We start from the raw sequence: 25,733 nt of genomic DNA on the forward strand, positions 1-25,733 counted from the left end.
CCCCTTTTTGTTCAATCTAGTATATTCCCTTCTGAATATTTCTTCAAACTGCAAAACCCTCAAAATATTTACAAATTCTAACAGTTTAAAAAGGTTTAACCGTAGCATAAAAACTTTTCTGAGAGCTTTCCCCTTGAATGGAATTTATAGTATGCTGATTAAAAGGGAGGAGAGGGATTTTATGGTTAAACAATTGATTGTTGGGGATACAACACAGGAATTGGCTTCTACTCGTCGCATGCTGGAACGCTTGCCCGACGAGCATATGACATGGAGGCCACATGAGAAATCAATGACACTAGGAGGTCTGGCCACGCACCTAATCAATCTGCTAAACTGGCAAATGGCTATTTTACAGTACTCAGACTTTGATCTTTCCACCGTTCCGTTGCGCCGAGAGGCATTAGAAAAGCGAGCTGACATTCTGGATGAGTTCGATGCAAACGTAAAAAAAGTGGAAATGATGCTTACTGAATGTGATGAGAAAACGCTCGGAGAGGAATGGACGCTACGTCACGGTGATCATATTATTCGCCAGGAGCCCCGAGCCATTGCGTTCCGCAACTTCGGATTAAGCCACATGATCCATCATCGGGCACAGCTTGGGGTATACTTGCGACTTCTCGATATTCCAGTACCAGGCATCTACGGCCCCTCTGCAGACGAAGAAGCCTAGTAAACTACTTCCATGAATCGCTATTTAGAAGGGTATGAGGTGTTCGATTGACTAAGATAATGACGAAAACAGAACGATTAATTATTCGATTAATGGAAGAGGGAGATTACTCTTCTTGGCTTACGCAATATGAAAATCGTTTACCTTCCCAGCATAAATACGATGAAGGTAAATTAGATATGAGCATCTGTACGAAAGAATGGTTTCGTGATTTAGTTACTAAGCATCATCAGATGGCTGAGGATGATAAGGTGTATGTATTTGGAGTATTTAGAAAAACAGATAATACGCATATTGGGTTTGTAGACTTTTCCACAATTATGAGGGAAGAATTTCAATGGGCTAGGTTCGGGTATACCATTCATAACCATTTTTGGAGAAAAGGTTATGGTAAAGAGGCTGTAAAGGCAGCGATTGATCTAGCATTTGAAAAATTAAATTATCATCGAATAGAAGCTCATATAAACCTCGACAATACAGCATCTATAAAATTAGCAGAAAATGTTGGAATGCTTTATGAATGCACAAGGAAAGGATTCATATACGAGGACGACAAGTGGACTGATCAGCTGGTTTATTTTATAAATGCAGATGACATATAAAAGGGAGGAGCTGTATGTACGACATGGAGAACTCTTTAGAAGTGCAAAAGAAAGAGGATATAAAAATTTCAATTGTCATACCAGCCCATAATGAAGAAAAATACATTGGAAAGTGCTTAGAATCTATTTTAAAGGCTTCCAAATCCTTTGAAAATCAAGTAGAGATTATTGTTGTTTTAAATCGCTGTACAGATAGAACAGAGGAAATTGCAAAATCGTATAATTGTATCCTACTAAAAAATAGCGATAAGAACCTTTCGAAGATTAGGAACGCTGGCGTTGATATGACAAGAGGTGAAATCATCGTCACAATTGATGCCGATACACAGATGAACGAACATGTGTTATCGAAGGCAGTGGAGAACTTAAGCACAGGTAAGTACATTGGCGGGGGCGTTACAGGAAAGTTTGAAAGAATGTCCTTAGGAATTTTTGTTTCAGCTTTGTTATTAATCGGACCACTATTTTTAAAATATGGTGCAATTTCTGTAGGCATCTTTTGGTGCTACAAAAAAGATTTTCAAGCAATTAATGGATTTAATGAAAATATGCTCATGGCAGAAGATGCCGATTTTGCTAAACGATTAAAAGATTGGGGAAAAAAGAACGAAAAAAAATACGGAACAATTCAAAATGGAATGATCACTTCCAGCAGAAAATTTGATAAGCATGGAGACTGGGTTTTACTTAAACGTCCTAAAATGATCCTAGCATACCTTAAAGGTACAGATCAGAAACATGCGAATGAAGCATATTATGAAAATGAAGATAGATAAAAAGAAACCGTAACGTTAATCGAACAAGGATTAACGTTTTTTTGTTATCACACTAGCTGGAAAAAAGAAAAGAATTGAATAATTTTTTATAATAAATTATTCTTTATTACACCAATATTGATGATTCATTTTAGCGAAAGGATGGGGATTGATATAGCTGACGTCAATGTGTCAAACCCTAACAATCAGAATGATGAATAACTTTGAAGATTTAATAGAAAAAGAGTATGCCAATATAGCAGGCATCGCTATTAGAAAAGATAATCATTTAATTTACGAAAAATATTTTGATGGGTACACCCAAGATGATGCTTTGCATATAGCATCTGTCACTAAAAGTATCATCTCCATTCTTATTGGAATAGCAATTGATAAAGGATATATGAAAAATATAGAACAGCATGTGTTAGATTTTTTTCCAAATTATACAGTGAAACGTGGCGAAAAAACCATTCAAAACATCACCATAACAAATTTGTTGTCAATGACTGCACCCTATAAATACAAGTCAGAACCTTATACGAAAGTATATTCAAGTGATGACTGGGTAAAAGCTGCATTGGATTTGCTAGGGGGCAAAGGTAGTATTGGGGTGTTTAACTATTCTACCGTTGGCACACATATTTTATCAGGTGTTCTTACAACTGCCACTGGTCAATCTGTTCTTGATTTCGCTACAGAAAACTTGTTTAAACCTCTTGCAATCAAAGCTCCCACAAATACAACTATACAAAATAAAGAAGACTATTTCGCTTTTCTGAAGGATAAATATGTCACTGGCTGGATAGTAGATCCTAAGGAAGTAAATACCGCTGGTTGGGGACTTACGTTAACAACCCGGGATATGGCCAAAATAGGTCAGCTCTATTTAAATGGGGGTGTATGGAACGGTCGCCAAATCCTTTCTTCTCAATGGATAGAGGACAGCACTAAAGTACAAAGTCGATCAGGAAAGCTGACCTATGGTTATTTGTGGTGGATACTTGATGATTGCTATGCAGCTTTGGGGGATGGTGGAAATGTAATATTCATAAATCCTCAAAAGAAGATGGTCATTTCGATTGCTTCGCGCTTTATGCCACGTGCCAAGGATCGTGTTGAATTGATTAGAAAACATATGATGCCATTGTTTGAATAACAGCTAGGGATAATAAAAAATTATGGTAAATACACTCCATTTTGATCCTCTTCAATCAAAATGGAGTTTTTATATTGAATGAAGGGTATTAATGAATCAATTTTATCAATCATCCTTAATGGGCATAAAAGCATGTGAAAAATTACAAGCCATCCAAAACAGTTTTGGGGATCCGTTCAGCTTTGTTCAAAATGACATTTTTAAAATCAATTAAAGTTTCGCTTTATTGATCAAAATTTTTTTAAACTCACAAAAATACTTGCAACACCCATTGTAGTACTGTATAGTACTAATTATGACAAAGGTAAAATTAATGAATCAAAAACGTGTAATTGAAGTAGCTGCAACATTATTTTTAGAAAAAGGGTTTGCTTATACAAGCATGGATGAATTAGTTCGTGTAAGCAAAGTTTCAAAGTCTAATGTGTATTATCACTTCTCTAATAAGGAAGAATTGTTGGAAGGGGTCGTTGATTATTGGATTGAAATGTATCAATCTGCAATAGATGACTTACTATCTCAAAACCATTTATTAGTTGAAGATCGTATCAAACTGTTTTTAAAGCAAATAACACAAGGAGTTCAGACGAGAGAATATAAGGGGAGCTGTCCATTTATTACGCTTTATATTCAAAGTCCTACAAATGCCACAAAAGTAAAAGAAAAAATAGGTCTTTTTTTTAAAGGCTTACAAACGAAAGTTTCTCTATTCCTTAAACAAGGGGTAGAGAATGGTGAATTTAGAAAGACAATAAATATTGACGAGGTTGCATCTCTTTTTATTACAAATCTTGAAGGAGCGCTATTTATTTCAGAAACACTGGAGGATGCAACTGTAATCATGAAAACAGCAGATCATTTGTTTAACTTGCTTCGGTAAAAGAAGCATTTTTTTTACATCAAATTAGTACTAAACAGTACTACTAGGAGGATTTTTATGAGAACAGTATTTTTAACGGGTGGAACAGGTTTTATTGGAAAGCAATTAGTGAAGGAATTAGTCAAAGAGGATGTGAACATTCTTCTTTTAGTGAGGTCGAAAAGTAAAGCAACACAGATTTTTCAGGAAAGAGGCATCTTAAAAGAGGAAAATATGCACTTTATTGAAGGTGATTTAACGAAAATAGACTTAGGTCTAAGTGCTGAAGATAAGGAATTGGTATTGAAAACGGATGTGATTATTCACGCAGGAGGCTCCATGGATATTCAAGCGACAAACAAAGAGGCAACTTCTGTATTTTTGAATGGCGCCAAACATATTAGTGAATTCGCTAAAAGTATTCATCAATTGAAGGGCTTACAGCAATTTATTCATGTTGTAGGTTACATGAGTCCCTTTGATGATAATAATAGCAAGGTTACGATAGATGTATTTAAAGAAGGAAACAAATTTTTAAAAATAAAAAATCCATATGAGAAAACAAAATTTTTAGCAGATCTTTATATCCGTCAACAGGCATCAGCAGTAGGTTATCCGCTGTCTGTCATTAATCCGCCAACTGTGGTTGGTAGTAGTAAAACAGGGAGTACAGAGCAGATAGCAGGATTAGGTTTGCTTGTGACAAGTATGCGAAGAGGGCTCATGCCAGTGATTCCTGGAGATAAGGGATATAGGTTGCCACTGATTTCAAACGATGAGTTTGCGAAGTTTATTGTGCAGGTTTTCAGATTGGAGCAGCCGTCTATTCAAACATATACACTTGTTGATGACAAAGAGAACGATCCGAACATTGCTGAATTATTAGGTGTTATGTCGGAAAGTATGAATATGAGAGCACCAAAAATCTCTGTTCCAATGCCGCTTATGAAAACAATAATGAAAAGTGGAGTAAGTAAAATAACAAACATTCCTTCTGATGGACTGAATTTTATCACAAAACGAACATTTTCAAATGGTTCGGTGAAAACCATGAGGGGGGGAGATTGGTTTAAGAGGATGAGTGTCATGAACTTTTTCCCTGCCGTAGTAGCTGATCTGGATTATCGATTGATGTATCAAAATGGGGAGCATCATCATTTATTTGAGCGAACATTATGCGATAACAATACCCTTTACCAATTACACGGAGAGGGAAAACCGTTTATTTTATTACATGGTTTATTGAGTGATGGGGAGGATTTATTTCCTTTAGCGCTAGAGCTTCATGAAAAAACGGGTCAACCTGTATGGATCTTGGATCTTCCAGGTTTGGGACGTTCTCCTTTTAAACGCGAGAAAAATCTTTTAAATATCTATTTGAATGTAGTAAAAAAGTTATTGGAGAAAGCTACTAACGGCGCCCATCTAATTGGCCATTCATTTGGTGCGTATATTCTTTTGGAAGCATTAGTACAAAAGTACATAGATAAGAAGTATACAATTACTTTACTTCAGCCACCTATTACTAAAAAAAATGCTACATCGATAAATGTTCCTCAATTTATGAACAAATGGACATTGAAATTGGCAACTACTCATTTGATAGAGCGATATTTATTAAGTAATGGTTTATTTGAAAGTACAGAGAGCATCCCTGAACATTATATTGAAAAACTAAGTAAAAGTTTTACTTCTCCTAGAATTTTAAATACTACGGTTCAGCTTAACAGTTTACTAACGAAAAACGTTCAAGGTGATTTCAATGAAGTAACAACGTATAATCTTCACATTATTTGGGGGGATGCTGACAGAGGCTATTGTGCTCCTTCACATCTGGGTAAGGTTGATTTTGTTCCATATGGTCATCATTTTCCTCTTAGCCATCCGAGTGAAACGGCTAATTTGGTCATAAAAAACAGTAATGCATTTGCAAAAGAAGCTGAGATCTTGCTTCGGTAAAACTACTATTTAGTGTCCTTTCTACAGGTAGCAGTGAAAATTACTGATATATTACAGCCGAAAAGTATATACCTAACCAGTTGTCAAAATTTATTTGACGACTGGTTATTTAGTCAGCTGAATAATTAGATGTAAGTTAAGCACTTGTAGGATGATTTATGTTAAACAGCAAAGTTTAATTATATATGTAATAATTGTGCCTTAAATTTTTTAAAAATTTAAGAAGTCCAAAACTTATTTGACCCTTTTACTTTCATTTCGTCTCACTATTATTAGTATACTTTTCAATGAAACATAACTTCCTATAATTTATATTATGTAAACTAAAATTATTTGGCGTGGAGGAGGGCTTGGATTCGTCAACTACCCATAATTGTATATGGACACCAAAGTCTAAACTTGCCATTATGTCAAAAAGTTTAGACTTTGGTGTCTTTTTAATTATTTGATCAATTTTCTACATGTATAGCTCCACAATAGCCATAACTTTATAAATTATCCTGGTTTTTAATGTAGAGTAATTAAATGTGTGATCTTCCTTATTATTAAATGGACTGCTAGCTGTAGTTGGTTTGTAATAAACTATAATTAATAAAGAGTATTCAATCCTTATTTAACAAAAACATGTGCAAAACCTCCATTTTTTTGAAAAAAGATCGATATAAAAAATAGAGGTTTTGCATTTTATCAAAGTTTTGGAATTTCCCAAAAGAGTTTGATTAAATAAAAGTCCTTACTTATTAAGCTAAAGCCACATTCATTTCATCTATTTTATCTGCTCTTTTAATCCAAGATAGTCATTGATGGCAAATAATAAAGAATCAAGCTCTCTCTTAGAGCGACGATTAGATAATTCGCCATGCAAATTCACAGTCAATTGATCTTCTAGTATTGCATCTGTATGAACCAATTCTTTTGTCGTAATCCTCATTATCCTAGCAATTTGTTCAATCCGTTCCGATTTTAGAGTACAATCTCCATTTAACATAAATCCTACAAGTACTTTACTTACACCTAATTGTTTAGCAAACCATTCATAGGATTTATCCTCAGCCACTAACCAATTTATTATTTTGTTTATTACGATGTCGTTAGTTTTCATATCATACTCACCACCTATCAATAAAAATCTTATCATTCAATGGAAATATCCGAAGTATTAGAAAAATTGAAACTATATTTCAAAGCTACTTTCTTCTTTCCATTAAGACTGTATCATGCCATATCCCATCTAACTGAGCAATTTTTTCTCGAGTTCCAACAACTCTAAATTCCATCTTTTTATGTAATTGAATACTTGATGTATTTATAGCAAAGATAGATGATTGAAGTGTCCAAAACCCTGCTTTTTCACTTTCTTCAATTAGTACTTTGAAAAGCTTGGAAGCAATGCCCTTACCTTTACTGTCACTCGATATATAAACACTAACTTCTCCCACTCCAGAATAAACCGCGCGTGTAGAAACCGGGGAAATGCCAATCCAACCAACCACTCTCCTGTGTTCTTCTGCTACAAAGCGCAACGTTGCATGGTGTCTTTCATCCCATACCTGTTCACTTGGCACAATTGTTTCAAAGGTTGCCATCCCTGTTTCGATTCCTTCTTTATAAATCTTTAATACCTCTTGTAAATCCTTCTTTTCCATTTTACGAGTAATTAGTGTGTCCATTCCATTTCCCCCTTGAATATTTTAAAAGGACTGCTAGCTTGCGCTAACAGTCAGATTATTAACAACATGTATTTGATTGATTGACAAGATTAACACTACATACGCCTGTTTCTGGTAAGTCTAATTCCACACGTTTTGAAGCTTCTTCATCATTTGATAAATAAGCTGTTATTGAACGAACTTGTTCGTAGCCAGTTGCCATTAAAAATGTTGGTGCGCGTCCATAACTTTTAGCTCCGACTATATAGAAGTCCTTTTCTGGTTGGCGTAGAATTTCTTCTCCATGCGCTCTTACTGTGCCACAACTATGCACATTGGGATCAATTAATGGTGCTAATGCATGCACACTTTCAGTTGCTGAATCAATGGAAAGGCGTAGTTCGCTGTTAATCGTAAGGTCTGGTCGATTTCCTGCGTTGACAATAAGCTCTTCAAATCCCGTTAATACTTTTTGTTCTCCGTTTATAGTACCAACAATATGGATGTTCTCTTCTTTCTTCACCTGTGAGATATAGAAAGGAGTTATTACTTCAACCTTACCTGTATCTACTAACTCATGGATGCGAATACCCAGTGCGCCACGTGCTGCCAACGCATCTTTTTCCTCCCCGCCATAGGCCTCTTCTACAGATTTTTTACGCATAATCCACACAAGCTTTGTTGCAGGATTATCTTTTTGTAATTCAGCCAAAGCTAATAAGGTATTGATCGATGAATGACCACCACCAATGACAGCAACCTTCTTATTTGCATATCTCTTAGGGTTCGTATTTATATCTGGAATACCATACTCAATGTGATCTGCTAAAGCTTTTTCATTTTGTAGCCATACACCAGTAGAATTTGCTGGGTTTGGATTCCCCCATGTACCCGTCGCATCAATTACTGCTCTCGCCTCAATCACACGGATGTCATTCTCATGTTCAATATAAATAGTAAAGGACTGTTCTACTCGATTTTTTGTCTTCATCTTATCATTCAATTGTCGTGAAATCCCTACTACTTTTGCGTTCAATTGAATGTTAGGCTTTATTTGTATTAGCTCAGACAAAGGTTTTAAATAAAGATCAATTAATTCATGTCCTGTTGGTAACGTATCTAAATTAGGTTCTACCCAACCGGAGGCATCTAATAAAGCTTTAGCAGCTTTATTGATGTTATATCGCCATGGTGAAAATAATGTAACATGCCCCCATGTACGAATATTGTGTGCTATTTCATGCCCAGCCTCAAGTAAAATAAATGCTTGCTTTTGTTCCACTAAATGAGCAGCTGCAGCTAATCCAATTGGACCTGCACCAATTATGACAATCGGTAATTTCTTATTGGAATTATTAACAGTCTCTTGGACTTCAATAGCCTTAGTAGTACAACAAGATCCATTTTGGTTGATTATTTTAAGTGTTTTCATCATTAATTTCTCCTCTATTTCCTCTATATAAGCATTCCCTTATATAAAATATATTTTTTACGTCTAGCAGTTAGCTAGACGTTGTAAACTTTGTAATTAAAAAATTTCAATTTCACACATTGATTTATCAATTTCTTTTATGGCTTTTTCAAATTGCAAACATGTCGAAGTGCCGTAACGATCCATATCTCCTTTAAAGAAGAAATCAAAAGCGAACTCTTTAGCCTGTTTCAAAGTGTAGTCTCTACTATTCATAATTAACTTTAAATAGGCGATAAAATAATCTTTTGTTAATACGCTAGCATGATTTACTGTCATTTTTAATCCTCCATTCAACAGATTGAATATTTGCTAACAGAAGTATTACAGCTCCTCAGCTACAAATTGCTCAATCCGTTTACCAATTGCATCACGTACATTTTGGAATACAATCCATTTTTCTTCATCTGTACCTGTCGCTTTCGCAGGATCTTCAAATCCCCAATGCTCACGACGAACGTGAGGAGGTGTCATTGGGCATTTATCAGCGGCATCCCCACATAACGTGACAACTAACCTGGCGTTGTTTAATGTCTCCATATTAATTAAATCGGATGTATGATTTGAAATATCAACCCCTACCTCGGCCATCTCTTTAATAGCATTCGGATTTACCCCGTGTGCTTCAATACCAGCACTTTTAACTGTCCAATTGGTTGGTAGTAGCTTTTTTGCCCATCCTTCAGCCATCTGACTACGGCATGAGTTCCCTGTACATAGGAAATAAAGTGTATTTGTCATAGTAATTGCTCCTTATAATTTAATGGTTTTAAAGTATTTTTTCTGCCAACGTAGGGCAACCCATACAAGTCCTATGAGAACAGGTACTTCTACAAGTGGACCAATAACAGCAGCAAATGCCACGCCACTATGCAGGCCAAACACACCAACTGCAACCGCAATCGCTAGCTCAAAATTGTTACTTGCAGCTGTAAAAGAAAGAGCTGCTGTGACAGGATAAGATGCCCCTACTTTACGGGAAGAGAAGAATGACATAGCAAACATGATCACAAAGTAAATAAATAATGGAATAGCAATTCGCACTACATCAATTGGCAGTTCTACTAATTGCTCACCTTTTAAGGCAAACATCATCACAATCGTGAACAGCAGTGCAATTAGAGTCAGTGGTGAAATTTTCGGTAAGAACTCTTCCTCATACCACTGTTTCCCTTTTGTTTTAATCCCTATCCAACGTGTGAGGAACCCTGCAGCAAATGGTATCCCTAAGTAAATTAGAACGCTCTTTGTAATCTCCCACATAGAAATAGATACATGGAAATTCTCTAGACCAAACCAACCAGGCAATACATTTAAGAAAAAGTAAGCAAAAATTGAATAAGTCACGATTTGAAAGATGGAGTTAAACGCAACTAAACCAGCTACATATTCACGGTCTCCACGTGCTAAATCGTTCCATACAATGACCATTGCAATACAACGAGCTAAACCAATCATAATCAGCCCAGCCATATACTCTGGGTAATCATGTAAGAAGATAATCGCTAAAAAGAACATTAAGAACGGTCCGAGTAACCAGTTTTGAAAAAGAGAAAGTAAAAGCACTTTCCAATCCTTAAACACTCGCCACATTTCTTCATACTTTACTTTCGCTAATGGTGGATACATCATGATAATTAACCCGATAGCAATCGGTATGGACGTTGTGCCAATAGACATGGCCTCTAATGCTTCTCCAATATTAGGCATTGTCAAACTTAATAAAACACCTATTCCCATCGCAACGAATATCCAAAGGGTAAGGTAACGATCTAAAAAAGAAAGCTGCTTGGTTAAAGATTCATTACTCATTTATATTTCCCCCTACATGGCAACAATCTGTGCCACAGTTGCACCCGTTTAAAGGTTGAATTTGTTCGATGATGCCCTTCATCAATGGCGTTTGATCCTCTACTAAACGGTAATGTTTCCAAGTCCCTACTTTTCGTTCTGTAATAATGCCTGCCTCCTTTAATTTTCGTAAATGTTGACTAACAGCTGGTTGCGATATTCCGAGAACATCTACAAAATCACATACACATACCTCCCCATTCTTCATGCATGCAAGTAATTTAATGCGATTTAAATCTGCAGCTGCTTTTAGTTGTTTTTCAATTAGTGTATTTTCCATTTATCTGCACTCCTTATATAATTATTTGCTTATATATTATTTTAAATAAAATCACCTCGTTAAAGAAAGGTGAATTAATCCGTATATAACTATATTCTTATATTATGATTTAATGTTTTGAATTGCAACAGATTTTTACCCAATTTGACGTTGCTTTGAGATAAAGTTTGAGCAAAAATGCCTCGCAAACCCTTATTTTATGATAAATAAGAAGAATCCCTTTTGAAAAAAGATTGATCAAAAGGGATACCTCTTGAGCAGTTTTAAGTTAGTTTTTTATAAAAAAGTTTGATTGTTTTCTACATGTGTTACTCCACTATCGCGCCCTATTATGGAAAATGTATAACTAATATTTCACCTGCATATTATCTTGTAGTATTTTCTCTGCAAGTTTAATGTTTTCTTTTAGAAATAAAGGTAGTTCCGTATGTGCAAGAACCTCTGATGTAGTCATCCACATAACATCATCCACTTCTTCAGTACTTTTAGCGTAAGGTTCTCCAGATTTATGATGACATAGGAAAACTATATCGATTACATTTATCCCTGATTCTGTCACGAAGGAGGAGCTATTTACATATTTAATGCCTGTAATTTCGCTACCTACTTCTTCAAAAACTTCTCGTTTTAATGTTCTTTCCAGAATATCAGACGAATCACCTTCAATTTCACACTTTCCTCCTACTAATGAGAGACCTCCACCAGCATGCTCCTCCTTTTCACTTCTGCGGATTAAAAGCCATTTCTCATTGCGACGAATAGCCCCTTCTACATTTACTACAAACATAAAATACCCCCTAAAATTTATACTTTATCCATAAACACTTGGTCCATTTTATTTCGTAGACGCATTTTATTCTGTTAATCATATCACACACCAATTATTACCACCACGACTCCAGCACTTTAATTTGAACTAATAAAATCGATTTTTAAAATGAAAATCCACTATCAACATTCCACAAGAGAGCGATAGAACAAATTGCTATGCATTTCATTGTCATTAGCTACTTCATTTGTATTAGTAAATAAATGATAAACAAACCCTCTTGTGTTTTGTTTGCTCTAAAAGGTGATTAGTCTCATCAAGTTTTAAAGCATGAATTCCCTTTATTTTTTGTCTCTTGCTATTTTTCACTCTTTTTCGGGAGCATACTTAGCCATTCGTTTGACGCAATTAAATTATTAAAGCACATTTGCTCAACATTTTGATTAACGACATCTTCGTGCATGGATTGGTGGAATGCCTATTGTATGGTGAAGTCCTAAATTTTCTGATTTCTGATTCGTGCAATCATTGCGGAAAGCTCCGTAAGCTAAATAGATTTTTTATTTTACATCTATATGGTTAAGTGAACCAAGATGTAACAATTATAAATGGTGACTGTTTTTATAATAAAGGCGGCCTTCCACAAACTAATCTGTGGAGGACCGCTTTTAATTTGTTCTTATTTACTTAACAATCCTCGTCTCGTGAATTCAGAAGAACAGAACGCTATTCAACAATAGCGCCCAATTGTTGAAGATTGTTATCTAACTAAAGCACTCTAAAGTTCAAGTGAAACTGTTCACAACTTATAATCAGTGTTTTAGGAACTCAGATAACGCCTGTTCCTCACCATCTAACATCGAAGTAACGATTGTCATAAAATCTTCAGCTCCAATTTCAAAATGACCTCGACGGAATGGTACCCCCCAATTGCGATTTCCACGCGTAAAAGTGAGCTGGTTTAACAACCATGCAATCTTAACTTCTCGGCAAGGAATATAACGCATATCTCTGCGAAATGGCACAAACGACTCCGACACTCTATGTTTGTAAGCACCGTTATCCGTAACCTGACCAATAGCAGTAAATGCTTGAACTGGCTTCCCTTTGGACATGTCTGTACGAGGGGAATAGTATATCAGCCAATCACCTGGAGACATTTTACGCAAAGGTGCTGCCTTACCGTGACATAACTGTGCAAAACCACCTTCTATGGCTAAATTCACATGAGAAGCGGATACAACGCCAATCCAATATCTGCTTTTCTGACTTGTTATATTCGACATGATGCATCCCCCTACTCTTCAAATACTAAACTTTTCAACCGATCCAGTTGTAAAAAATGATGTCTGTAATGCATTTCAATCAACATAAACCACTCCTGCGCGTTTAAAGCACCGAACGCCGGATGAAGTATCTTGTTACTTACAGGCACTTGAAGTAGCACTGATTCCGTATTCCTCATCCGTTCCACTACACTGTGAAGTCCTTCTACCAAATGCTCCATGCTCTCTGGTGGTTGCGGAGTATAGTTTGGCGAAGCAGGGACCTTAATACGAACAGCAGGAAATTGTTCTAGTTTAAAAACAATCTTACCCTGCTCAGTTTTTTCCATCGCTGGGTTCAATGTCGATTCGCTACCAGCTAAACATTGCTCGACATTATGTAGATGCATGAAAGCTGATTGAATTAAATGTACATACATCTGTCCTATGGACCAATCTTCTTCGCTTTGCTTTCTATGTATTTTATCCATATTGAGTTTTGTCAGTTCTGCCAAATATCTTTCTACTGTAAGTTCAAATGACTTCAATACTTCCTTTGTACTTTTCATCCTTCAAGCAGCTCCTCTTCATCTTGGTATAGTCGCAGTATAAAAGAACACTACTGACAGGTGTATGTCAGTAGTGTTCTAGAATTTTTTTCGCTACTTCCCGAATCTTGAAGCGTAAAGACTTCGGCTCAATCACCTCGATATCTCCGCCCCAGCCAAGTAAATGCTGTAATAGTTCCTCTGGATACCGAACACGAAATTGAAAGATTACATCCTCCTTCCGCTCCTCAATAGATTCAATATAAAAATTTACTGCCTCAATGATTTTGTCGGCAATTTCGGGGTTTGCCCTCATTATTATTCTTTCATCTCGATTGTCAGGTGGCCGATAGCTACTTAGGTCAAAATCATTTGGTAAAAGAAATTGATCCTCCAACACAGAAAGCTCGGACATCCGAGACAGGCGGAAATGTCGCATTTCTTGCCTCATATCACAGTATGCTAGTAAAACCCAATTTTCATGGACAAGTGTTAATCCATATGGAGAGACCACACGTTTATTTTTCCGATTCCCATCTGTTCCTGGCATTTTTTTAATATACATAAAACTGATTTTGCACTGTTTTAAAATTGCATCGCGAACTTGATTAAGATACGTTTTTACCCGCTCTTCAGTTGACTGCTCACCTATATAAAGCAGTCGCATTGTTTCCCGAACAAGCCTTGACTCGTTACGAACTGACTCCGACAAAGTAGCCTCGATTTTACGCTTAGCGGACCTTGCATTAATACCATAATCTGTATCCAACCTTTGCTCGATAAAATCAGCTCCCATGAGCAGGGAGACGGCCTCTTCGGCTGTGAACCTAACCGGGGGTAGGAAATATCCTTCCATTAAGGAATAACCCTGACCAGGGGCACCTAAAATCGGAACCCCAGCCTCACTTAGTGCTTGAATATCCCTATATATGGTACGCACACTTGTCTCAAATTGAGAAGCTAAATCTTCTGCTCTCAATGTTTTGCTTCGCTGTAATTCAAGCGTGATCGCAAGCTGCCTCTCCGTTTTATTCATTTTTTTCCTCCACAATTTCAGCATTCTATTACAGTACTTGCCCAATAATTGAATAACAGCAAGCAATGTATTGGGGCTATATCCCTGGTTTCGTTTGTATGCCTCCTAATGATATCAAAGCTTGCTTAGAATCATAGTACAACACATTATTGGAACAATTAATAATAGTTGCTTCGATTAGGAGGTTTTAAACACCATTCAACTAGATTTCCCTGTTAAAACAGGTATTCACGTAATAATTCTTCAGTAATTTTAATCATCCCTAATCTCAATTTGCAGGTATGTTTCTTATAATATCCTAAAAATAATTTTTGTACTAAACTGCCCGTTTGTTAAACAAAAAATCCTGCATATCAATACAGGATGTTTAAACAAGCTTTATTATAAATGATCAATCTTTTATATAAAACTACGATGGCTACCCGTGAATTTTTCATACACAAGTTAAATTTTCCATAATATCCCCATTTTCTATAAATCAATATAGCTTGCCTATTTCACTATTAAAGCTGGGCAATGAACATGTTTCATAACTTTATGGCTTACACTTCCTAACACCATCTCTTGTAAAGTATTTAAGCCTCTGCTACCTATGATAACTAGATCAACTTGCTTTTCATTTGCATACTTCACAATTATAGGACCAGGTGTACCATGTAAAATCGTTAATTTGAAGTTACTCCCAGCAACTCTTAAAACTTCTTCTACTAGTGCTACCTTTCGTTTACGTTCTAATAATAAACTTTCACTAGATACAGCATGTAACACTTCTGTTTTCGCCTTTTCAAAATCTGCCACGTACACCATTTCAATCAGTGAATTCTCAGAAGCAATTTTGACTGCCTCTTTTGCGGCACGCACTGAATTCTCAGAACCATCAACAGCCAATAAAATATATTTATACATAAAGTATCCCCCTTAATGTGATACACCTACATTTAATAATTGGTTATATAATTTTTCACTCGCTGGATTCATGCCAATGACTTTCACAGTTTTCCCCTGCTCTTCTAATTTCGTAACGACTTTTACGACTGCCCCAACTGCTGATTCATCCCATAAATGGCTACTTGTTAAGTCGATTGTAACGATATCATCCTTAACTACTTCAATTGTTTGGACAAATTTTTGAGTAGACGCAAAGAATAAAGGACCTTCTACAATAAATTTATCGTTATCTTGATGTATTCGTACCTTTGAAATCGTTGCAACAAAGAATAAAGAACTTAAAATTACGCCCAATACAACTCCAATCGCCAAGTTATCTGTATAGACAACTACAGCTACGGTTGCAAGCATAACGAATGCCTCACTTTTAGGTGCTTTGACAATATATTTAAACGATCCCCAATCAAATGTACCAATACTTACCATGATCATAATTCCTACAAGTACTGGCATTGGAATATCGACCACGATGTTGCCAAGTACCAGGATTAAGAACATTAGGAACATCCCAGCCACAAGTGTTGATAGGCGTCCTCGACCACCTGATTTTACGTTAATCATCGACTGTCCGATCATTGCACATCCTGCCATACCACCAAAGAAACCGTTAACGATGTTTGCAATTCCTTGTCCACGTGCCTCAATATTTTTATTGGATTTTGTATCCGTCATATCATCAACAATTTGTGCGGTCATTAGTGATTCCATTAACCCAACAAGCGCTAATGCTAGTGCGTAAGGGAAAATAATTACTAACGTTTCAAAATTAAATGGTACGTCTGGAATGAAAAAATGCGGTAAGCTCTGTGAAATTGCTCCTAGATCTCCTATCGTTTTTAGTTCAAAATTAAAAATGAATGTTACAGCCGTTAACATAATAATCGCAATTAACGGTGCAGGTATTGCTTTAATGAATCGAGGTAAAATGTATACGATACATAATGTGACCACGATGAATATATACGTTATATACCCTTCTCGAAAAAAGTGTGGTACTTGAGCCATGAAAATTAAGATTGCTAGTGCATTAACAAAGCCAATCATGACCGAATTTGGTATAAAACGCATGAGCTTAGCAATTCCAAATACACCAAATAAAACTTGAATAATTCCTGTTAAAATGGTTGCTGCTAATAAATATTGTAACCCATGGTCTGCCACCAAATCTGCAATCACGAGTGCCATTGCTCCTGTTGCGGCAGAAATCATTCCCGGTCTTCCCCCAACAAATGCTATAATAACAGCAATAGAAAATGACGCATAAAGTCCGACCATTGGATCGACACCAGCAATGATAGAAAAGGCAATTGCTTCTGGTATAAGTGCTAAGGCAACGACAATCCCTGACAAGATGTCACCACGCACATTACCAAGCCATTGTTGCTTTAAACTTTGCATGATATTCTCCTTCTTTACTAAAATATAATCTTCGAATATCATAGCACACTTTTCCCAAAAGGGAACCTTTACGGAACTAAAATGGAGTGAAATTATATGATTTATGGTTATCAACGACCCTTATTTAATGATGAGGATATGCAAATTCAAACTGCTGCTTTAAAGAATTGTGACCATCTATTTACTGAAAATCATGGTCGTGCGAAAAAGCGATTAGTTCTTGAAGAATTACTCATGACCATAGAAAAAGACGATACCATTCAGGTACTTCGTTTCTTTAGCATTGCGGATACAACTAGGCATTTAGAAGACCTACTAAAAATTTGTAAAAGAGATCAAGTAACAATTCATTTTATGGAGGAAAATATTACGTCCACACAAATTCTTGAAATGCCACTAGAGCAAGTTTTACAATTCTTTTTAACATTTCAAAGTGATATCGTAAAGCAATCAACTACTTTGGGAATGGCTGAAGCAAAAGCAAAAGGAAAATCAATTGGGCGACCTAAGAAATCAGATGAAAATATAAAAAAGGCAATTGAGATGTATCAGTCTGGCAACACATTATTGGATATTAAGAATGAAACAGGTATAAGTAAATCAACACTTTATCGTTATCTAGAGTCAATAGAAGTAAAACCACAGTAAATTGAAATCTTTATAACCACTATTAATTAAATAAAAACAAGCCTGCTTATGCGTTAATTTGAGCAGGCTTGTTTTTTATTTAATTAATTCATTTTTACTTCCCAAAAAGTCATATAAAAGAATGGTATTCAATACTCTGCTTCGTTAATTCAATAAAAAATGAGCTGCCTTTGCAATTCCTTGTTCTTCAAACAAAGTACTCGTTCGCTTAAATAATTTTTTCATAAACTTTGTTTGGTGTTCATCTGATTAACTAACCTTTTGTTCAATTCCCATAACGCCGTTTTATTGCTATCCCATTTCAAAAGTGTTACTGCCTCTTCAAAACATAACCATTTATAGTTAAGGTGCTCTTTGGATAAAGATATATCTTTTGTAGGAACTTTAACACCAAAAGAAAATTCTTTTAATACATAAACGTTTTCTCCCCAAAGGAAATTCCCCACTACATCTTCTACTGGTAGTGAAGAAATAGCATCTAATTCAATATATGGATAATCTCTTGTAATGCCAGCCTCTTCAAATGCTTCTCGTTTAGCAGATTCAATAGGATTCTCACCCTCTTCTCCACCACCAGCTAATCCCTGCCAATATCCATAATCACTTCTCTTAAAAATCGCATATTCAATAGAATGATCAGTGATTGTATAAGGAAATACCAAAACTTGATAAGGTGCCCTCATTGCTTATCTCCTCGAAAAATAACCTTAAAATTAATTTGTTCTTTCTTTAACTAACCTACTTATATATATATCGAACTAACCTTGACATTCGTGAATAGCTACGGTTCCATTGAACAATTACATTCCTTAGTTATGTCTTCATTATTGTAACTTTTACCTCTTTATTTTTCTTCCTGATTCCATTCAACTTGTATTGTCCCTTTTTTAATGTTCACAGTTAGTTGCATCATCGTAGTTTATTTTTGGCACGTATTTTTTGTCTTATTTTCTTCGTTTTTAAAATAGACCTCCAACATACCCTACCATTTCAACGTTTACCTCTTTTATTTATCAAAATTATAGTAAAATCCTTAAACTTTCCTAAAGTTCTGGAACTACAATTTTGATAAAATACTATGGGTTTCGTTTTTTCATTTTGTAGCCATACCCCTGTAGAAATTACAGGGTTTGGCTTCCCCCATGTACCCGCCCATTAATAACAGCTCTTGCTTTAATAATTAGGAAAGCTTTGTAAAAGATGTTTACAAACAACTTAAATTTAGATATACTTACAAAGTAAACAAAAAATTCTTAAGGAGGTCGAATAAAATGATCGTTATCGTTAAATTGATGTCATTGGTAGCTACAACTTCATTAAAAATGAAAATCACACATTCGACCGCATCGGAATGGATCGCTTAAGGTTTTTTTGTAAATAAGCATACCCATACCGCAGGGAGAAGTGTGCCCCTGCGGTATTTTTGTGCCTTTTTTCACCGTAGAGGAGTCTCTCTACGGTTTTTTTCATTTTTCATGACAATTTAAGGAGGTGATAATAAATGATATTAAACTTTTTTGCGCTCACGATAACTATTACAAAACGTAAGGTCTCTCTTGAGAAAGCACTTCATGATGAATATGTGAAAAAAATCTTTGAAGAGAACCGAAAAAAAATTGACGATTATCTTCGTATTCGTCAATATTAATCTTGTTAATTAAAAAACATGAAAGGTGGTAATTGAAATGTTTTATATGATCAAAAGACGTCATGAAGTTTTATGGCTGGAGAAAGACACAACCACCAGATGGAGTAATATAAAGTGATAATTTAGCTAATTTTATAATCTCAGTTGAGCTAACCCGTTCTAATCTAGGACGGGTTGCTTCAGGAGTTTTTTTGCACTTCTAATTGTTAAGTTACAAAAAAGTCGTATCCTAGAAGTCTTTAAAGCAACAGAAAGCATCTAAATGGCACGAAATGGCTTTATCTGGTGTTTGAAGTCGTTTAAAATCCACTCTTGAATGACATCTAAAAAACCTCCAAATATATGGAGGTTTTTAAACTCTTTTTATTTTACTTCAACTTGACCCATCATCCCATTTTCTTCATGTTCAAGGACATGGCAATGGAACATGTAAATGCCCTTATTATTGAACTTCACTGCTAATTTAACTGTTTGACCAGCTTCAACTGAAACCGTATCCTTCCACCCTTTTAAATTTAAAGGAGGTTCTTTCCCATCAATCGACACGATTTTAAATTGAGTGCCATGTATGTGGAAAGGATGTGTCATGCCACCCATCATATCAGGTTTATTATAAATTTCCCAAATTTCAGTATCTCCCTGTTTTTGAGTGAAATCAATGCGATTCATATCAAACTGTGAACCATTGATTGAAACCATTGTGCCCATACCAAAAAGTTCAAGTTTCTTTGTAACTGGTAAGGTTTTTTCCTCTTCCGTAACACCAAAATCATTTAAATTTTGTGCAATGTTACTTGTACTTGCAGCTTTTTGTTCAATTTTAAATGGTAAAAGGGTAATTCCTTCTTCATTTATTAATGCTATATCAGTTTTGTCATCCATCTTTGAAAAATCCACTATTACCTCTGCTCGCTCACCTGGTGTTAAGGTAATTTCTTTCATATCAGTTGGTTGATTTAAGAAACCTCCATCAGTAGCAATTTGTTGGAATGTAGCTCCATTATTCAATTTAAACGTATAATTACGAGCATTAGAACCGTTTAATAATCGAAGTCTTATTTTTTCTTTACCGACTGTAAGTTTAGGATTCAAAGTACCATTAATTAACAAAGTATCTCCTATTGTACCATCCTCATTAAGGACTGCTTGATAATTTAATTGCTTTTCTTCAGTAAATTGTCTATCTTGGAATACTAACGGAAAATCATTCACACCATACTCATTCGGTAAATTGATTTTTTGCGAATTTTCATCATCAATATAAATTAAGCCAGCTAAACCTTTAAATACTTGCTCTGCTGTAGCACCTTCTGGATGTGGATGGAACCACAGCGTAGATGCTCCTTGATTAACTGTAAAATTTACATCTTCTGTTACACCTGGCTCTAAGACTTGGTGTGGACCGCCATCACCATTTCCGGGGATTTCTAATCCATGCCAGTGAAATGTTGTTGGTTCAGATAAATCATTTTTAGTTCTAAACGTTACCGTTTGATCTTTATAAATACGAATGATTGGCCCTAAAAAGGAACCATTATATCCATATGTCTCTGTTTTAGTTCCCTTAAAGATTTCTGTCGTTCCTTTTTGAGCAGTAATATCAACAATTCCATTTTTAGGTTCAATAATAGGTGGAAGCGCAAGCTCATTTTCCCCAGTTGAATTATTTAATGCTAATGGATTGTTGTGACTCGCATGACCATTTTCCATGCTACTATCTTTATTATCCATACCCTCCATGTTTTTCATTTCTTCATCACTCATATTGGAATGGTCCATATTTGAATGATTATTAGATTCCGAATTACCCGCACTACATCCCCCCATTATAATAGCGCCTACCAATAATGAAGCAACCAAAAGTTTAGATTTCATTATGTTTCCTCCTTTTATTCTTTACATAGGCACTATAACAAAGAAGTATGGAGAAATTATGGATTTGTAATTAAATAGGACAAGTATTAACCACTCTATCTAAGAAAACTTTGATATGACTTTTTTTACTTCTTAACTTTCCAAATCAAAATGATAATTGACAGTAATAAGATACTTATTACAATTTTCCCTATTAAATTTACTTGCATAAAACCATATACGGCTCCGGCTTCAAAGATTAAGGCTGGTATTTTTCCAATCGTACTAGCAAGCGCAAATGTGCCTAAAAACACCTTAGAAAATGCACTAGTAAAAGTCACAAGACCTGATGACATAAAAGGTAAAACGAACGGTCTTTTCCATTTATTGATTCCTTTTCTATATAAAATAAAGCTAATAACTGCACCAAGTGATTCACCGATAATAGAAATCAACAAACCGTTGAATACGCCAAAAAACACAAGGTTATTCTCACTCAACCTTTCATAGTCCATTTGAAAATAAAGTATAGACTATAAATATGGAGAATATATGCATATGCAGCGTGATATAAGAATTAGAATTTTATTGATAGCTTTCGAATTGAGCATTAATCTAAATAGGGATTAAAAATAAAAATGAGCCGTGTTTCAACTATAGAAACACAGCTCATTTATTAGGCTAATTCTAAACATTGGAAACATCTTTAATTATATTCCTAGTCTAAGGATTAAAGCATAATCTAACAAGAATATTAAATACGTATCATACATATATTGATTTTAGTATTTCATTAAAACAAAAATCTATTATTCTATTCATGATGGAATTATATTAAATTTTCTATAAAGATAGGATGATGACAATTATTGAAAAGTCGGTTCTTGCTATGGTTATTTTACGTGTATTGTCTGGGAGTATTGAAGTAAGTGCTGGATTGTTGATGCTAAAGTTAAATAATCTAGAAAAAGCATTTTATATTAATACAATGCTTGCTTTGGTTGGTCCAACAGTTTTAATCGTAACAACAGCAATTGCATTATTTGGACTAGCAGATAAAATACCTGTGACAAGAATCGTTTGCTTATTTACGGGTATAACACTTATTATTATTAGCTCACATATTAAGTAAAAATAAAAGATTACTAAAATTCAGCAAAAGCATACAAGTGTCAGAATATGAGTTTGGCGAAAAAATAATCTTCACAACCTTTTGGATCCAAGTTATCTTCTGTATCGAACTTATTTTATAGCATGGTTCCATTCATAATCTTTGTTAAACTCTTTTATGAATCACCTAACATGTTTATTAAATTACTGTAGCGTGTGACGACGCTGCTTTTTTTTATGTATAATTAGCCTTTATTTGCACAAATTTATATTGAGTGTATCGCACGCACTTATACGGTTGTGGCGCTGGTTGACCGTCACGACCTCCCTCAATAAGGGTTACATTATCTCAGTAACCCTTTTATAATTTCTATTCAGATCAGGTAGTTTTCTACTTTGGACTAACCTTAATTAAACCTTTACGACCACTAACCGTATTAGTAAAGATGTTCCTCTATCTTTGATTTTTTCTGTATTAGCTCATTCATATAGTTACGGAACACCCATTTCCTCATAATTTCAAATCTCCTGCATCCTTCCCTATAAATTATGGAATCTGCTTTTATTTATATATATCTTTAATCTACATGGTTTGCACAGCACGCGACATCAGAATGAACATCTTCTAAAACCGTATCAAACATTTCAAGAAGTTCGCGAATACGCTCATTTCTCAAACTATAGTAGCAATATTTTCCTTCATTACGACCAACAATAATGCCACACCCTTTTAAACAGGCTAAGTGTTGAGAGATATTTGACTGATTCCCCTTTAATTCCTCGACGATTTGAGATACTGTCTTCTCTTTCTCTTTGATACACTCTAATATTTGAAGTCTTACCTTGTTTGAAAATCCATGAATTAGTTTAATTTTTAAGTCAATATTTTTTTCTGTCACAAAATCTCCTCCAATTCATATTAGACTTAGCTAATATGTTTTGATATGATCATATTCGATATCACTAATATGTGTGTCAAACATACTAGCACTACCTAATATGTCTGTCAAAAATTTAAAAAAATATGGGTCTCTCTTCAGCTAATAAACGTAGGCATCCTCAAGTTAGATTTTTTACTGTCTGAAAAGGAATATTAGTTTAAGTTTGGGACAGGTTGCAACTGGCTGGACACTTGTAATAATGGCTTTAGGGCTAACAAATCCTGATAAAGGCTTATTATACATACTTATTAATGTACTTAGTTTTTCAATTTCCTTTCTTAAGCTGGCGCAAATTACGTTTCTTCCAAAAAGAAGCCATTTATGATTATTGATTTTAATGGGATTTTATTATATTTTGACATGATGACAAAGATTATTGCGTGGGTCACTCCTATTTTCGGAGGGGACACAGGATTTTAGAAGTTCATACGCTCTGTAGAAAGGCTGGATGTAGCATTGAATAATACGTGGAACAAAATTATCTATAAAATTGGCTCTTCCTTTTACGATAAATTTTTTAATACAGGTACTTTTTTAAAGACTAGAAAGAGGATTTTTCAAGAAGTGCCTTTTCAGCGTAAACAAAAAATCCTCTATGTAGGTATTGGTACTGGGGCTGATTTAGAATTAATCAACTATGTTGATTATGATATAACTGCCATTGATTATTCTCCTGATATGCTAGCCAAAGCAAAACATAAATTCGAGCACGCTTCTATCAATTTTTTAGAAATGGATGCTCAAAAAATGTCTTTTGCAGATGAATCATTTGACTATATTGTAGCTAGTTTAATACTTTCTGTGGTTCCTAATGAAAATAAATGCTTTGAAGAGATGATAAGAGTTTTAAAGAAGGATGGTAGAATTCTTATCTTTGATAAATTTGCTCCTAAAAATCAAAAACTAACGCTAACAAAAAAATTGGTAAGGCCATTTATAAGTATGTTAGGAACAGATATTGGTCGAAGTTTTGAGGAGTTGTTTAAACAAAATGATCAAAGGCTCAGAATTATACGAGATGAATCTGTTATGTTAAAGGGTATGTATAGATATATTGAAGTTCTTAAAATCTCTTAGCTAATCATTAAGGGCATAGCTGCACTAGCAGTTAACGTTTTGGAGAAACTCATCAAGAAGCTCAAGCATCTTATCAAGAGTTTAAAAAACAACAATTAGCCAACTTGAATTGGCTGATTGTTGTCTTCGTAATGGATCAGCCCTATAAATGTTAAATACCATGTACTATCGATTTAAGTCTCCCGTGATAAATTGTTACTCTATTTGTTTTTTCATGAGTTGTTTTGAAAAGTTAAAAGATCGAATTTCGCTAACAAATGTAGAACCTAATAAAAATACCCCTCCGATCATTTGCACTAGGGTCATTTGCTCTTGCAATATCATTGCAGAAATCAATATTGCTACAAAAGGATCGACATAACTTAGCATCGCAATACTCTGCCCTTTCAATTTTTCCATTCCCAAGAAAAACAACCAAAATCCAATTCCTGTATTAACGATACCTAAAATTAAAATAAAAGGAATAGATGCGCTTGATAATCCAAAAATCCCAAAGCCTTCTGTCAAAAAAACATACGGCAGCAGTAATAATGCAGTCGTTCCAAGTTGAATAATGGTCAGCTCTAGCTTGTCTATCTCTTTAATAAATTTGTTTAAAAGTAACAATGCCGCATAAAACGCAGCTGCCATCAATCCAAAGGTAAGTCCAAGGAAATCATCTGATGCCGTTGCACTCACCCCTTCTCCTACAATCATTATCATACCGATAATTGCTATGACAATGCATATTATTTTCTTTATGGATAATTGTTCCTTAAGTACAACAGGTGAAAGAATCATTACAAATACTGGTGCAAAGTAATATCCTAGTGTGGCATTGGCAAGTGATGTGTGGTCGTAGGATTGATAGAGAAAAATCCAGTTTCCTCCCAATGCAACGCCTGAGAGAAACAAAAATAAAGCATTCGATTTCACTAAATTCCAGGATATTTTTTTCTTCATTATGGAGAAGATGAAGAATAAAAATAAGCATCCTAGTAAACTACTTAGTAAAGCTCTTTCACTCGCCGCTAAATCAATGTAACGCACAACTAAACCGATTGTGCCAAAAATAATCATTGATACGATAAATTGAAATTTAGATTTCATGGTCTATTCCCCTAACCTACCGCAATTTAATAGGAACTATTAGGTGTTTTTTCCGTCCTTTCCTTCCACTCCCTTTCAACTTGCTTTTGTAATGGGAATAGCATAGCATACTTATATGTATTACAAAATTGAATGTTTGTC

Annotated in this window: 29 protein-coding genes; 11 read left to right on the forward strand and 18 right to left on the reverse strand. The window is 35.0% G+C overall.

Features of this window, described 5'->3' with window-relative positions:
* Positions 1–181: 181 nt before the first annotated feature.
* The 7 genes from QH639_RS00865 (at position 182) to QH639_RS00895 (ending at position 6,010) form a co-directional block, all read left to right on the forward strand.
* Positions 182–676, forward strand: a complete 495-nt coding sequence (locus QH639_RS00865; protein ID WP_259420114.1) for a DinB family protein — start codon at positions 182–184, stop codon at positions 674–676.
* A gap of 47 nt (positions 677–723) precedes the next feature.
* Entirely contained in the window at positions 724–1,278 is a 555-nt protein-coding gene (locus tag QH639_RS00870) for a GNAT family N-acetyltransferase (RefSeq protein ID WP_281115528.1), read from the forward strand.
* Between the two features lie 14 nt (positions 1,279–1,292).
* Positions 1,293–2,054 (forward strand): glycosyltransferase, encoded by a 762-nt coding sequence (locus tag QH639_RS00875; protein ID WP_281115529.1) that lies wholly within the window; start codon positions 1,293–1,295, stop codon positions 2,052–2,054.
* A 190-nt stretch (positions 2,055–2,244) separates the two neighbouring features.
* On the forward strand, positions 2,245–3,192 hold the full coding sequence (locus QH639_RS00880; RefSeq protein WP_281115530.1) for a serine hydrolase domain-containing protein: 948 nt from the start codon (positions 2,245–2,247) through the stop codon (positions 3,190–3,192).
* Between the two features lie 91 nt (positions 3,193–3,283).
* Complete coding sequence (locus QH639_RS00885; protein ID WP_256451370.1) at positions 3,284–3,406, forward strand: hypothetical protein; 123 nt, start codon at positions 3,284–3,286, stop codon at positions 3,404–3,406.
* 99 nt (positions 3,407–3,505) lie between these two features.
* Positions 3,506–4,072 (forward strand): TetR/AcrR family transcriptional regulator, encoded by a 567-nt coding sequence (locus QH639_RS00890; protein ID WP_054550174.1) that lies wholly within the window; start codon positions 3,506–3,508, stop codon positions 4,070–4,072.
* 57 nt (positions 4,073–4,129) lie between these two features.
* Complete coding sequence (locus tag QH639_RS00895) at positions 4,130–6,010, forward strand: alpha/beta fold hydrolase (protein WP_281115531.1); 1,881 nt, start codon at positions 4,130–4,132, stop codon at positions 6,008–6,010.
* 766 nt (positions 6,011–6,776) lie between these two features.
* Here the strand turns inward: QH639_RS00895 and QH639_RS00900 are convergent.
* The 13 genes from QH639_RS00900 to QH639_RS00960 form a co-directional block, all read right to left on the reverse strand.
* Complete coding sequence (locus tag QH639_RS00900; RefSeq protein ID WP_281115532.1) at positions 6,777–7,112, reverse strand: XRE family transcriptional regulator; 336 nt, start codon at positions 7,110–7,112, stop codon at positions 6,777–6,779.
* A gap of 85 nt (positions 7,113–7,197) precedes the next feature.
* A complete protein-coding gene (locus QH639_RS00905; protein WP_281115533.1) occupies positions 7,198–7,680 on the reverse strand; it encodes a GNAT family N-acetyltransferase in 483 nt (160 codons plus the stop codon).
* A gap of 58 nt (positions 7,681–7,738) precedes the next feature.
* Positions 7,739–9,091 (reverse strand): NAD(P)-binding domain-containing protein, encoded by a 1,353-nt coding sequence (locus tag QH639_RS00910; protein WP_281116170.1) that lies wholly within the window; start codon positions 9,089–9,091, stop codon positions 7,739–7,741.
* Between the two features lie 96 nt (positions 9,092–9,187).
* Complete coding sequence (locus QH639_RS00915; protein WP_281115534.1) at positions 9,188–9,409, reverse strand: hypothetical protein; 222 nt, start codon at positions 9,407–9,409, stop codon at positions 9,188–9,190.
* 45 nt (positions 9,410–9,454) lie between these two features.
* Positions 9,455–9,871: an arsenate reductase (thioredoxin) gene (gene arsC, locus QH639_RS00920; protein WP_281115535.1), complete on the reverse strand. Its 417-nt coding sequence runs from the start codon at positions 9,869–9,871 to the stop codon at positions 9,455–9,457.
* Between the two features lie 12 nt (positions 9,872–9,883).
* Complete coding sequence (gene arsB / locus QH639_RS00925; protein ID WP_281115536.1) at positions 9,884–10,942, reverse strand: ACR3 family arsenite efflux transporter; 1,059 nt, start codon at positions 10,940–10,942, stop codon at positions 9,884–9,886.
* On the reverse strand, positions 10,935–11,261 hold the full coding sequence (locus tag QH639_RS00930) for an ArsR/SmtB family transcription factor (RefSeq protein WP_237900899.1): 327 nt from the start codon (positions 11,259–11,261) through the stop codon (positions 10,935–10,937). The genes arsB and QH639_RS00930 overlap by 8 nt, the downstream gene beginning before the upstream one ends.
* 346 nt (positions 11,262–11,607) lie before the next feature.
* Positions 11,608–12,048: an NUDIX hydrolase gene (locus QH639_RS00935; protein WP_281115537.1), complete on the reverse strand. Its 441-nt coding sequence runs from the start codon at positions 12,046–12,048 to the stop codon at positions 11,608–11,610.
* Positions 12,049–12,842: 794 nt separating this feature from the next.
* Positions 12,843–13,316, reverse strand: coding sequence for an EVE domain-containing protein (locus QH639_RS00940; RefSeq protein ID WP_237900901.1), 474 nt, complete (start codon positions 13,314–13,316; stop codon positions 12,843–12,845).
* Positions 13,317–13,327: 11 nt separating this feature from the next.
* The gene (locus QH639_RS00945) at positions 13,328–13,864 is read right to left on the reverse strand and encodes a DinB family protein (RefSeq protein WP_237900903.1); all 537 of its coding nucleotides are present in this window, start codon (positions 13,862–13,864) and stop codon (positions 13,328–13,330) included.
* Between the two features lie 67 nt (positions 13,865–13,931).
* A complete protein-coding gene (locus QH639_RS00950; RefSeq protein WP_237900905.1) occupies positions 13,932–14,879 on the reverse strand; it encodes a helix-turn-helix transcriptional regulator in 948 nt (315 codons plus the stop codon).
* 492 nt (positions 14,880–15,371) lie between these two features.
* Positions 15,372–15,785, reverse strand: a complete 414-nt coding sequence (locus QH639_RS00955; RefSeq protein ID WP_237900907.1) for a universal stress protein — start codon at positions 15,783–15,785, stop codon at positions 15,372–15,374.
* A gap of 12 nt (positions 15,786–15,797) precedes the next feature.
* The gene (locus tag QH639_RS00960) at positions 15,798–17,228 is read right to left on the reverse strand and encodes a SulP family inorganic anion transporter (RefSeq protein WP_281116171.1); all 1,431 of its coding nucleotides are present in this window, start codon (positions 17,226–17,228) and stop codon (positions 15,798–15,800) included.
* 93 nt (positions 17,229–17,321) lie between these two features.
* Between QH639_RS00960 and QH639_RS00965 the strand changes: the two genes are divergently transcribed.
* A complete protein-coding gene (locus QH639_RS00965; RefSeq protein WP_237897987.1) occupies positions 17,322–17,873 on the forward strand; it encodes a recombinase family protein in 552 nt (183 codons plus the stop codon).
* Positions 17,874–18,094: 221 nt separating this feature from the next.
* Here the strand turns inward: QH639_RS00965 and QH639_RS00970 are convergent, their stop codons facing one another.
* Entirely contained in the window at positions 18,095–18,556 is a 462-nt protein-coding gene (locus QH639_RS00970) for an NUDIX hydrolase (protein ID WP_281115538.1), read from the reverse strand.
* Positions 18,557–19,374: 818 nt separating this feature from the next.
* Here QH639_RS00970 and QH639_RS00975 point away from each other — a divergent pair.
* Positions 19,375–19,521 carry a YrzI family small protein gene (locus tag QH639_RS00975; RefSeq protein WP_237897988.1) on the forward strand — a complete coding sequence of 49 codons (147 nt, stop codon included), beginning with the start codon at positions 19,375–19,377 and terminating at the stop codon, positions 19,519–19,521.
* 363 nt (positions 19,522–19,884) lie between these two features.
* Here the strand turns inward: QH639_RS00975 and QH639_RS00980 are convergent, their stop codons facing one another.
* On the reverse strand, positions 19,885–21,396 hold the full coding sequence (locus QH639_RS00980) for a multicopper oxidase family protein (protein ID WP_281115539.1): 1,512 nt from the start codon (positions 21,394–21,396) through the stop codon (positions 19,885–19,887).
* Positions 21,397–21,521: 125 nt separating this feature from the next.
* Positions 21,522–21,875: a TVP38/TMEM64 family protein gene (locus tag QH639_RS00985; RefSeq protein WP_281115540.1), complete on the reverse strand. Its 354-nt coding sequence runs from the start codon at positions 21,873–21,875 to the stop codon at positions 21,522–21,524.
* A 356-nt stretch (positions 21,876–22,231) separates the two neighbouring features.
* Here QH639_RS00985 and QH639_RS00990 point away from each other — a divergent pair, with 356 nt between their 5' ends.
* Positions 22,232–22,507, forward strand: coding sequence for a YqhV family protein (locus QH639_RS00990; protein WP_048395961.1), 276 nt, complete (start codon positions 22,232–22,234; stop codon positions 22,505–22,507).
* 556 nt (positions 22,508–23,063) lie between these two features.
* On the opposite strand, the gene QH639_RS00995 is transcribed toward QH639_RS00990, so the two are convergent.
* The gene (locus QH639_RS00995; RefSeq protein WP_048392987.1) at positions 23,064–23,384 is read right to left on the reverse strand and encodes an ArsR/SmtB family transcription factor; all 321 of its coding nucleotides are present in this window, start codon (positions 23,382–23,384) and stop codon (positions 23,064–23,066) included.
* Positions 23,385–23,882: 498 nt separating this feature from the next.
* Between QH639_RS00995 and QH639_RS01000 the strand changes: the two genes are divergently transcribed.
* On the forward strand, positions 23,883–24,503 hold the full coding sequence (locus QH639_RS01000; RefSeq protein ID WP_237897992.1) for a class I SAM-dependent methyltransferase: 621 nt from the start codon (positions 23,883–23,885) through the stop codon (positions 24,501–24,503).
* Positions 24,504–24,698: 195 nt separating this feature from the next.
* On the opposite strand, the gene QH639_RS01005 is transcribed toward QH639_RS01000, so the two are convergent.
* Positions 24,699–25,592, reverse strand: a complete 894-nt coding sequence (locus QH639_RS01005; protein ID WP_281115541.1) for a DMT family transporter — start codon at positions 25,590–25,592, stop codon at positions 24,699–24,701.
* Positions 25,593–25,733: the final 141 nt, after the last annotated feature.

The sequence above is a fragment of the Lysinibacillus sp. 1 U-2021 genome, from assembly GCF_029916965.1.
Classification (GTDB): Bacteria; Bacillota; Bacilli; order Bacillales_A; family Planococcaceae; genus Lysinibacillus; species Lysinibacillus capsici.

Bases quoted from the DNA above. Each gene is read 5' to 3' on its own strand.
- QH639_RS00865 (WP_259420114.1), top strand. From the start codon at position 182: ATGGTTAAACAATTGATTGTTGGGGATACAACACAGGAATTGGCTTCT.
- QH639_RS00875 (WP_281115529.1), top strand. From the start codon at position 1,293: ATGTACGACATGGAGAACTCTTTAGAAGTGCAAAAGAAAGAGGATATA.
- QH639_RS00880 (WP_281115530.1), top strand. From the start codon at position 2,245: ATGATGAATAACTTTGAAGATTTAATAGAAAAAGAGTATGCCAATATA.
- QH639_RS00885 (WP_256451370.1), top strand. From the start codon at position 3,284: ATGAATCAATTTTATCAATCATCCTTAATGGGCATAAAAGCATGTGAA.
- QH639_RS00890 (WP_054550174.1), top strand. From the start codon at position 3,506: ATGAATCAAAAACGTGTAATTGAAGTAGCTGCAACATTATTTTTAGAA.
- QH639_RS00895 (WP_281115531.1), top strand. From the start codon at position 4,130: ATGAGAACAGTATTTTTAACGGGTGGAACAGGTTTTATTGGAAAGCAA.
- QH639_RS00900 (WP_281115532.1), bottom strand. From the start codon at position 7,112: ATGAAAACTAACGACATCGTAATAAACAAAATAATAAATTGGTTAGTG.
- QH639_RS00905 (WP_281115533.1), bottom strand. From the start codon at position 7,680: ATGGACACACTAATTACTCGTAAAATGGAAAAGAAGGATTTACAAGAG.
- QH639_RS00910 (WP_281116170.1), bottom strand. From the start codon at position 9,091: ATGAAAACACTTAAAATAATCAACCAAAATGGATCTTGTTGTACTACT.
- QH639_RS00915 (WP_281115534.1), bottom strand. From the start codon at position 9,409: ATGACAGTAAATCATGCTAGCGTATTAACAAAAGATTATTTTATCGCC.
- arsC (WP_281115535.1), bottom strand. From the start codon at position 9,871: ATGACAAATACACTTTATTTCCTATGTACAGGGAACTCATGCCGTAGT.
- arsB (WP_281115536.1), bottom strand. From the start codon at position 10,942: ATGAGTAATGAATCTTTAACCAAGCAGCTTTCTTTTTTAGATCGTTAC.
- QH639_RS00930 (WP_237900899.1), bottom strand. From the start codon at position 11,261: ATGGAAAATACACTAATTGAAAAACAACTAAAAGCAGCTGCAGATTTA.
- QH639_RS00935 (WP_281115537.1), bottom strand. From the start codon at position 12,048: ATGTTTGTAGTAAATGTAGAAGGGGCTATTCGTCGCAATGAGAAATGG.
- QH639_RS00940 (WP_237900901.1), bottom strand. From the start codon at position 13,316: ATGTCGAATATAACAAGTCAGAAAAGCAGATATTGGATTGGCGTTGTA.
- QH639_RS00945 (WP_237900903.1), bottom strand. From the start codon at position 13,864: ATGAAAAGTACAAAGGAAGTATTGAAGTCATTTGAACTTACAGTAGAA.
- QH639_RS00950 (WP_237900905.1), bottom strand. From the start codon at position 14,879: ATGAATAAAACGGAGAGGCAGCTTGCGATCACGCTTGAATTACAGCGA.
- QH639_RS00955 (WP_237900907.1), bottom strand. From the start codon at position 15,785: ATGTATAAATATATTTTATTGGCTGTTGATGGTTCTGAGAATTCAGTG.
- QH639_RS00965 (WP_237897987.1), top strand. From the start codon at position 17,322: ATGATTTATGGTTATCAACGACCCTTATTTAATGATGAGGATATGCAA.
- QH639_RS00970 (WP_281115538.1), bottom strand. From the start codon at position 18,556: ATGAGGGCACCTTATCAAGTTTTGGTATTTCCTTATACAATCACTGAT.
- QH639_RS00975 (WP_237897988.1), top strand. From the start codon at position 19,375: ATGATATTAAACTTTTTTGCGCTCACGATAACTATTACAAAACGTAAG.
- QH639_RS00980 (WP_281115539.1), bottom strand. From the start codon at position 21,396: ATGAAATCTAAACTTTTGGTTGCTTCATTATTGGTAGGCGCTATTATA.
- QH639_RS00990 (WP_048395961.1), top strand. From the start codon at position 22,232: ATGATGACAATTATTGAAAAGTCGGTTCTTGCTATGGTTATTTTACGT.
- QH639_RS01005 (WP_281115541.1), bottom strand. From the start codon at position 25,592: ATGAAATCTAAATTTCAATTTATCGTATCAATGATTATTTTTGGCACA.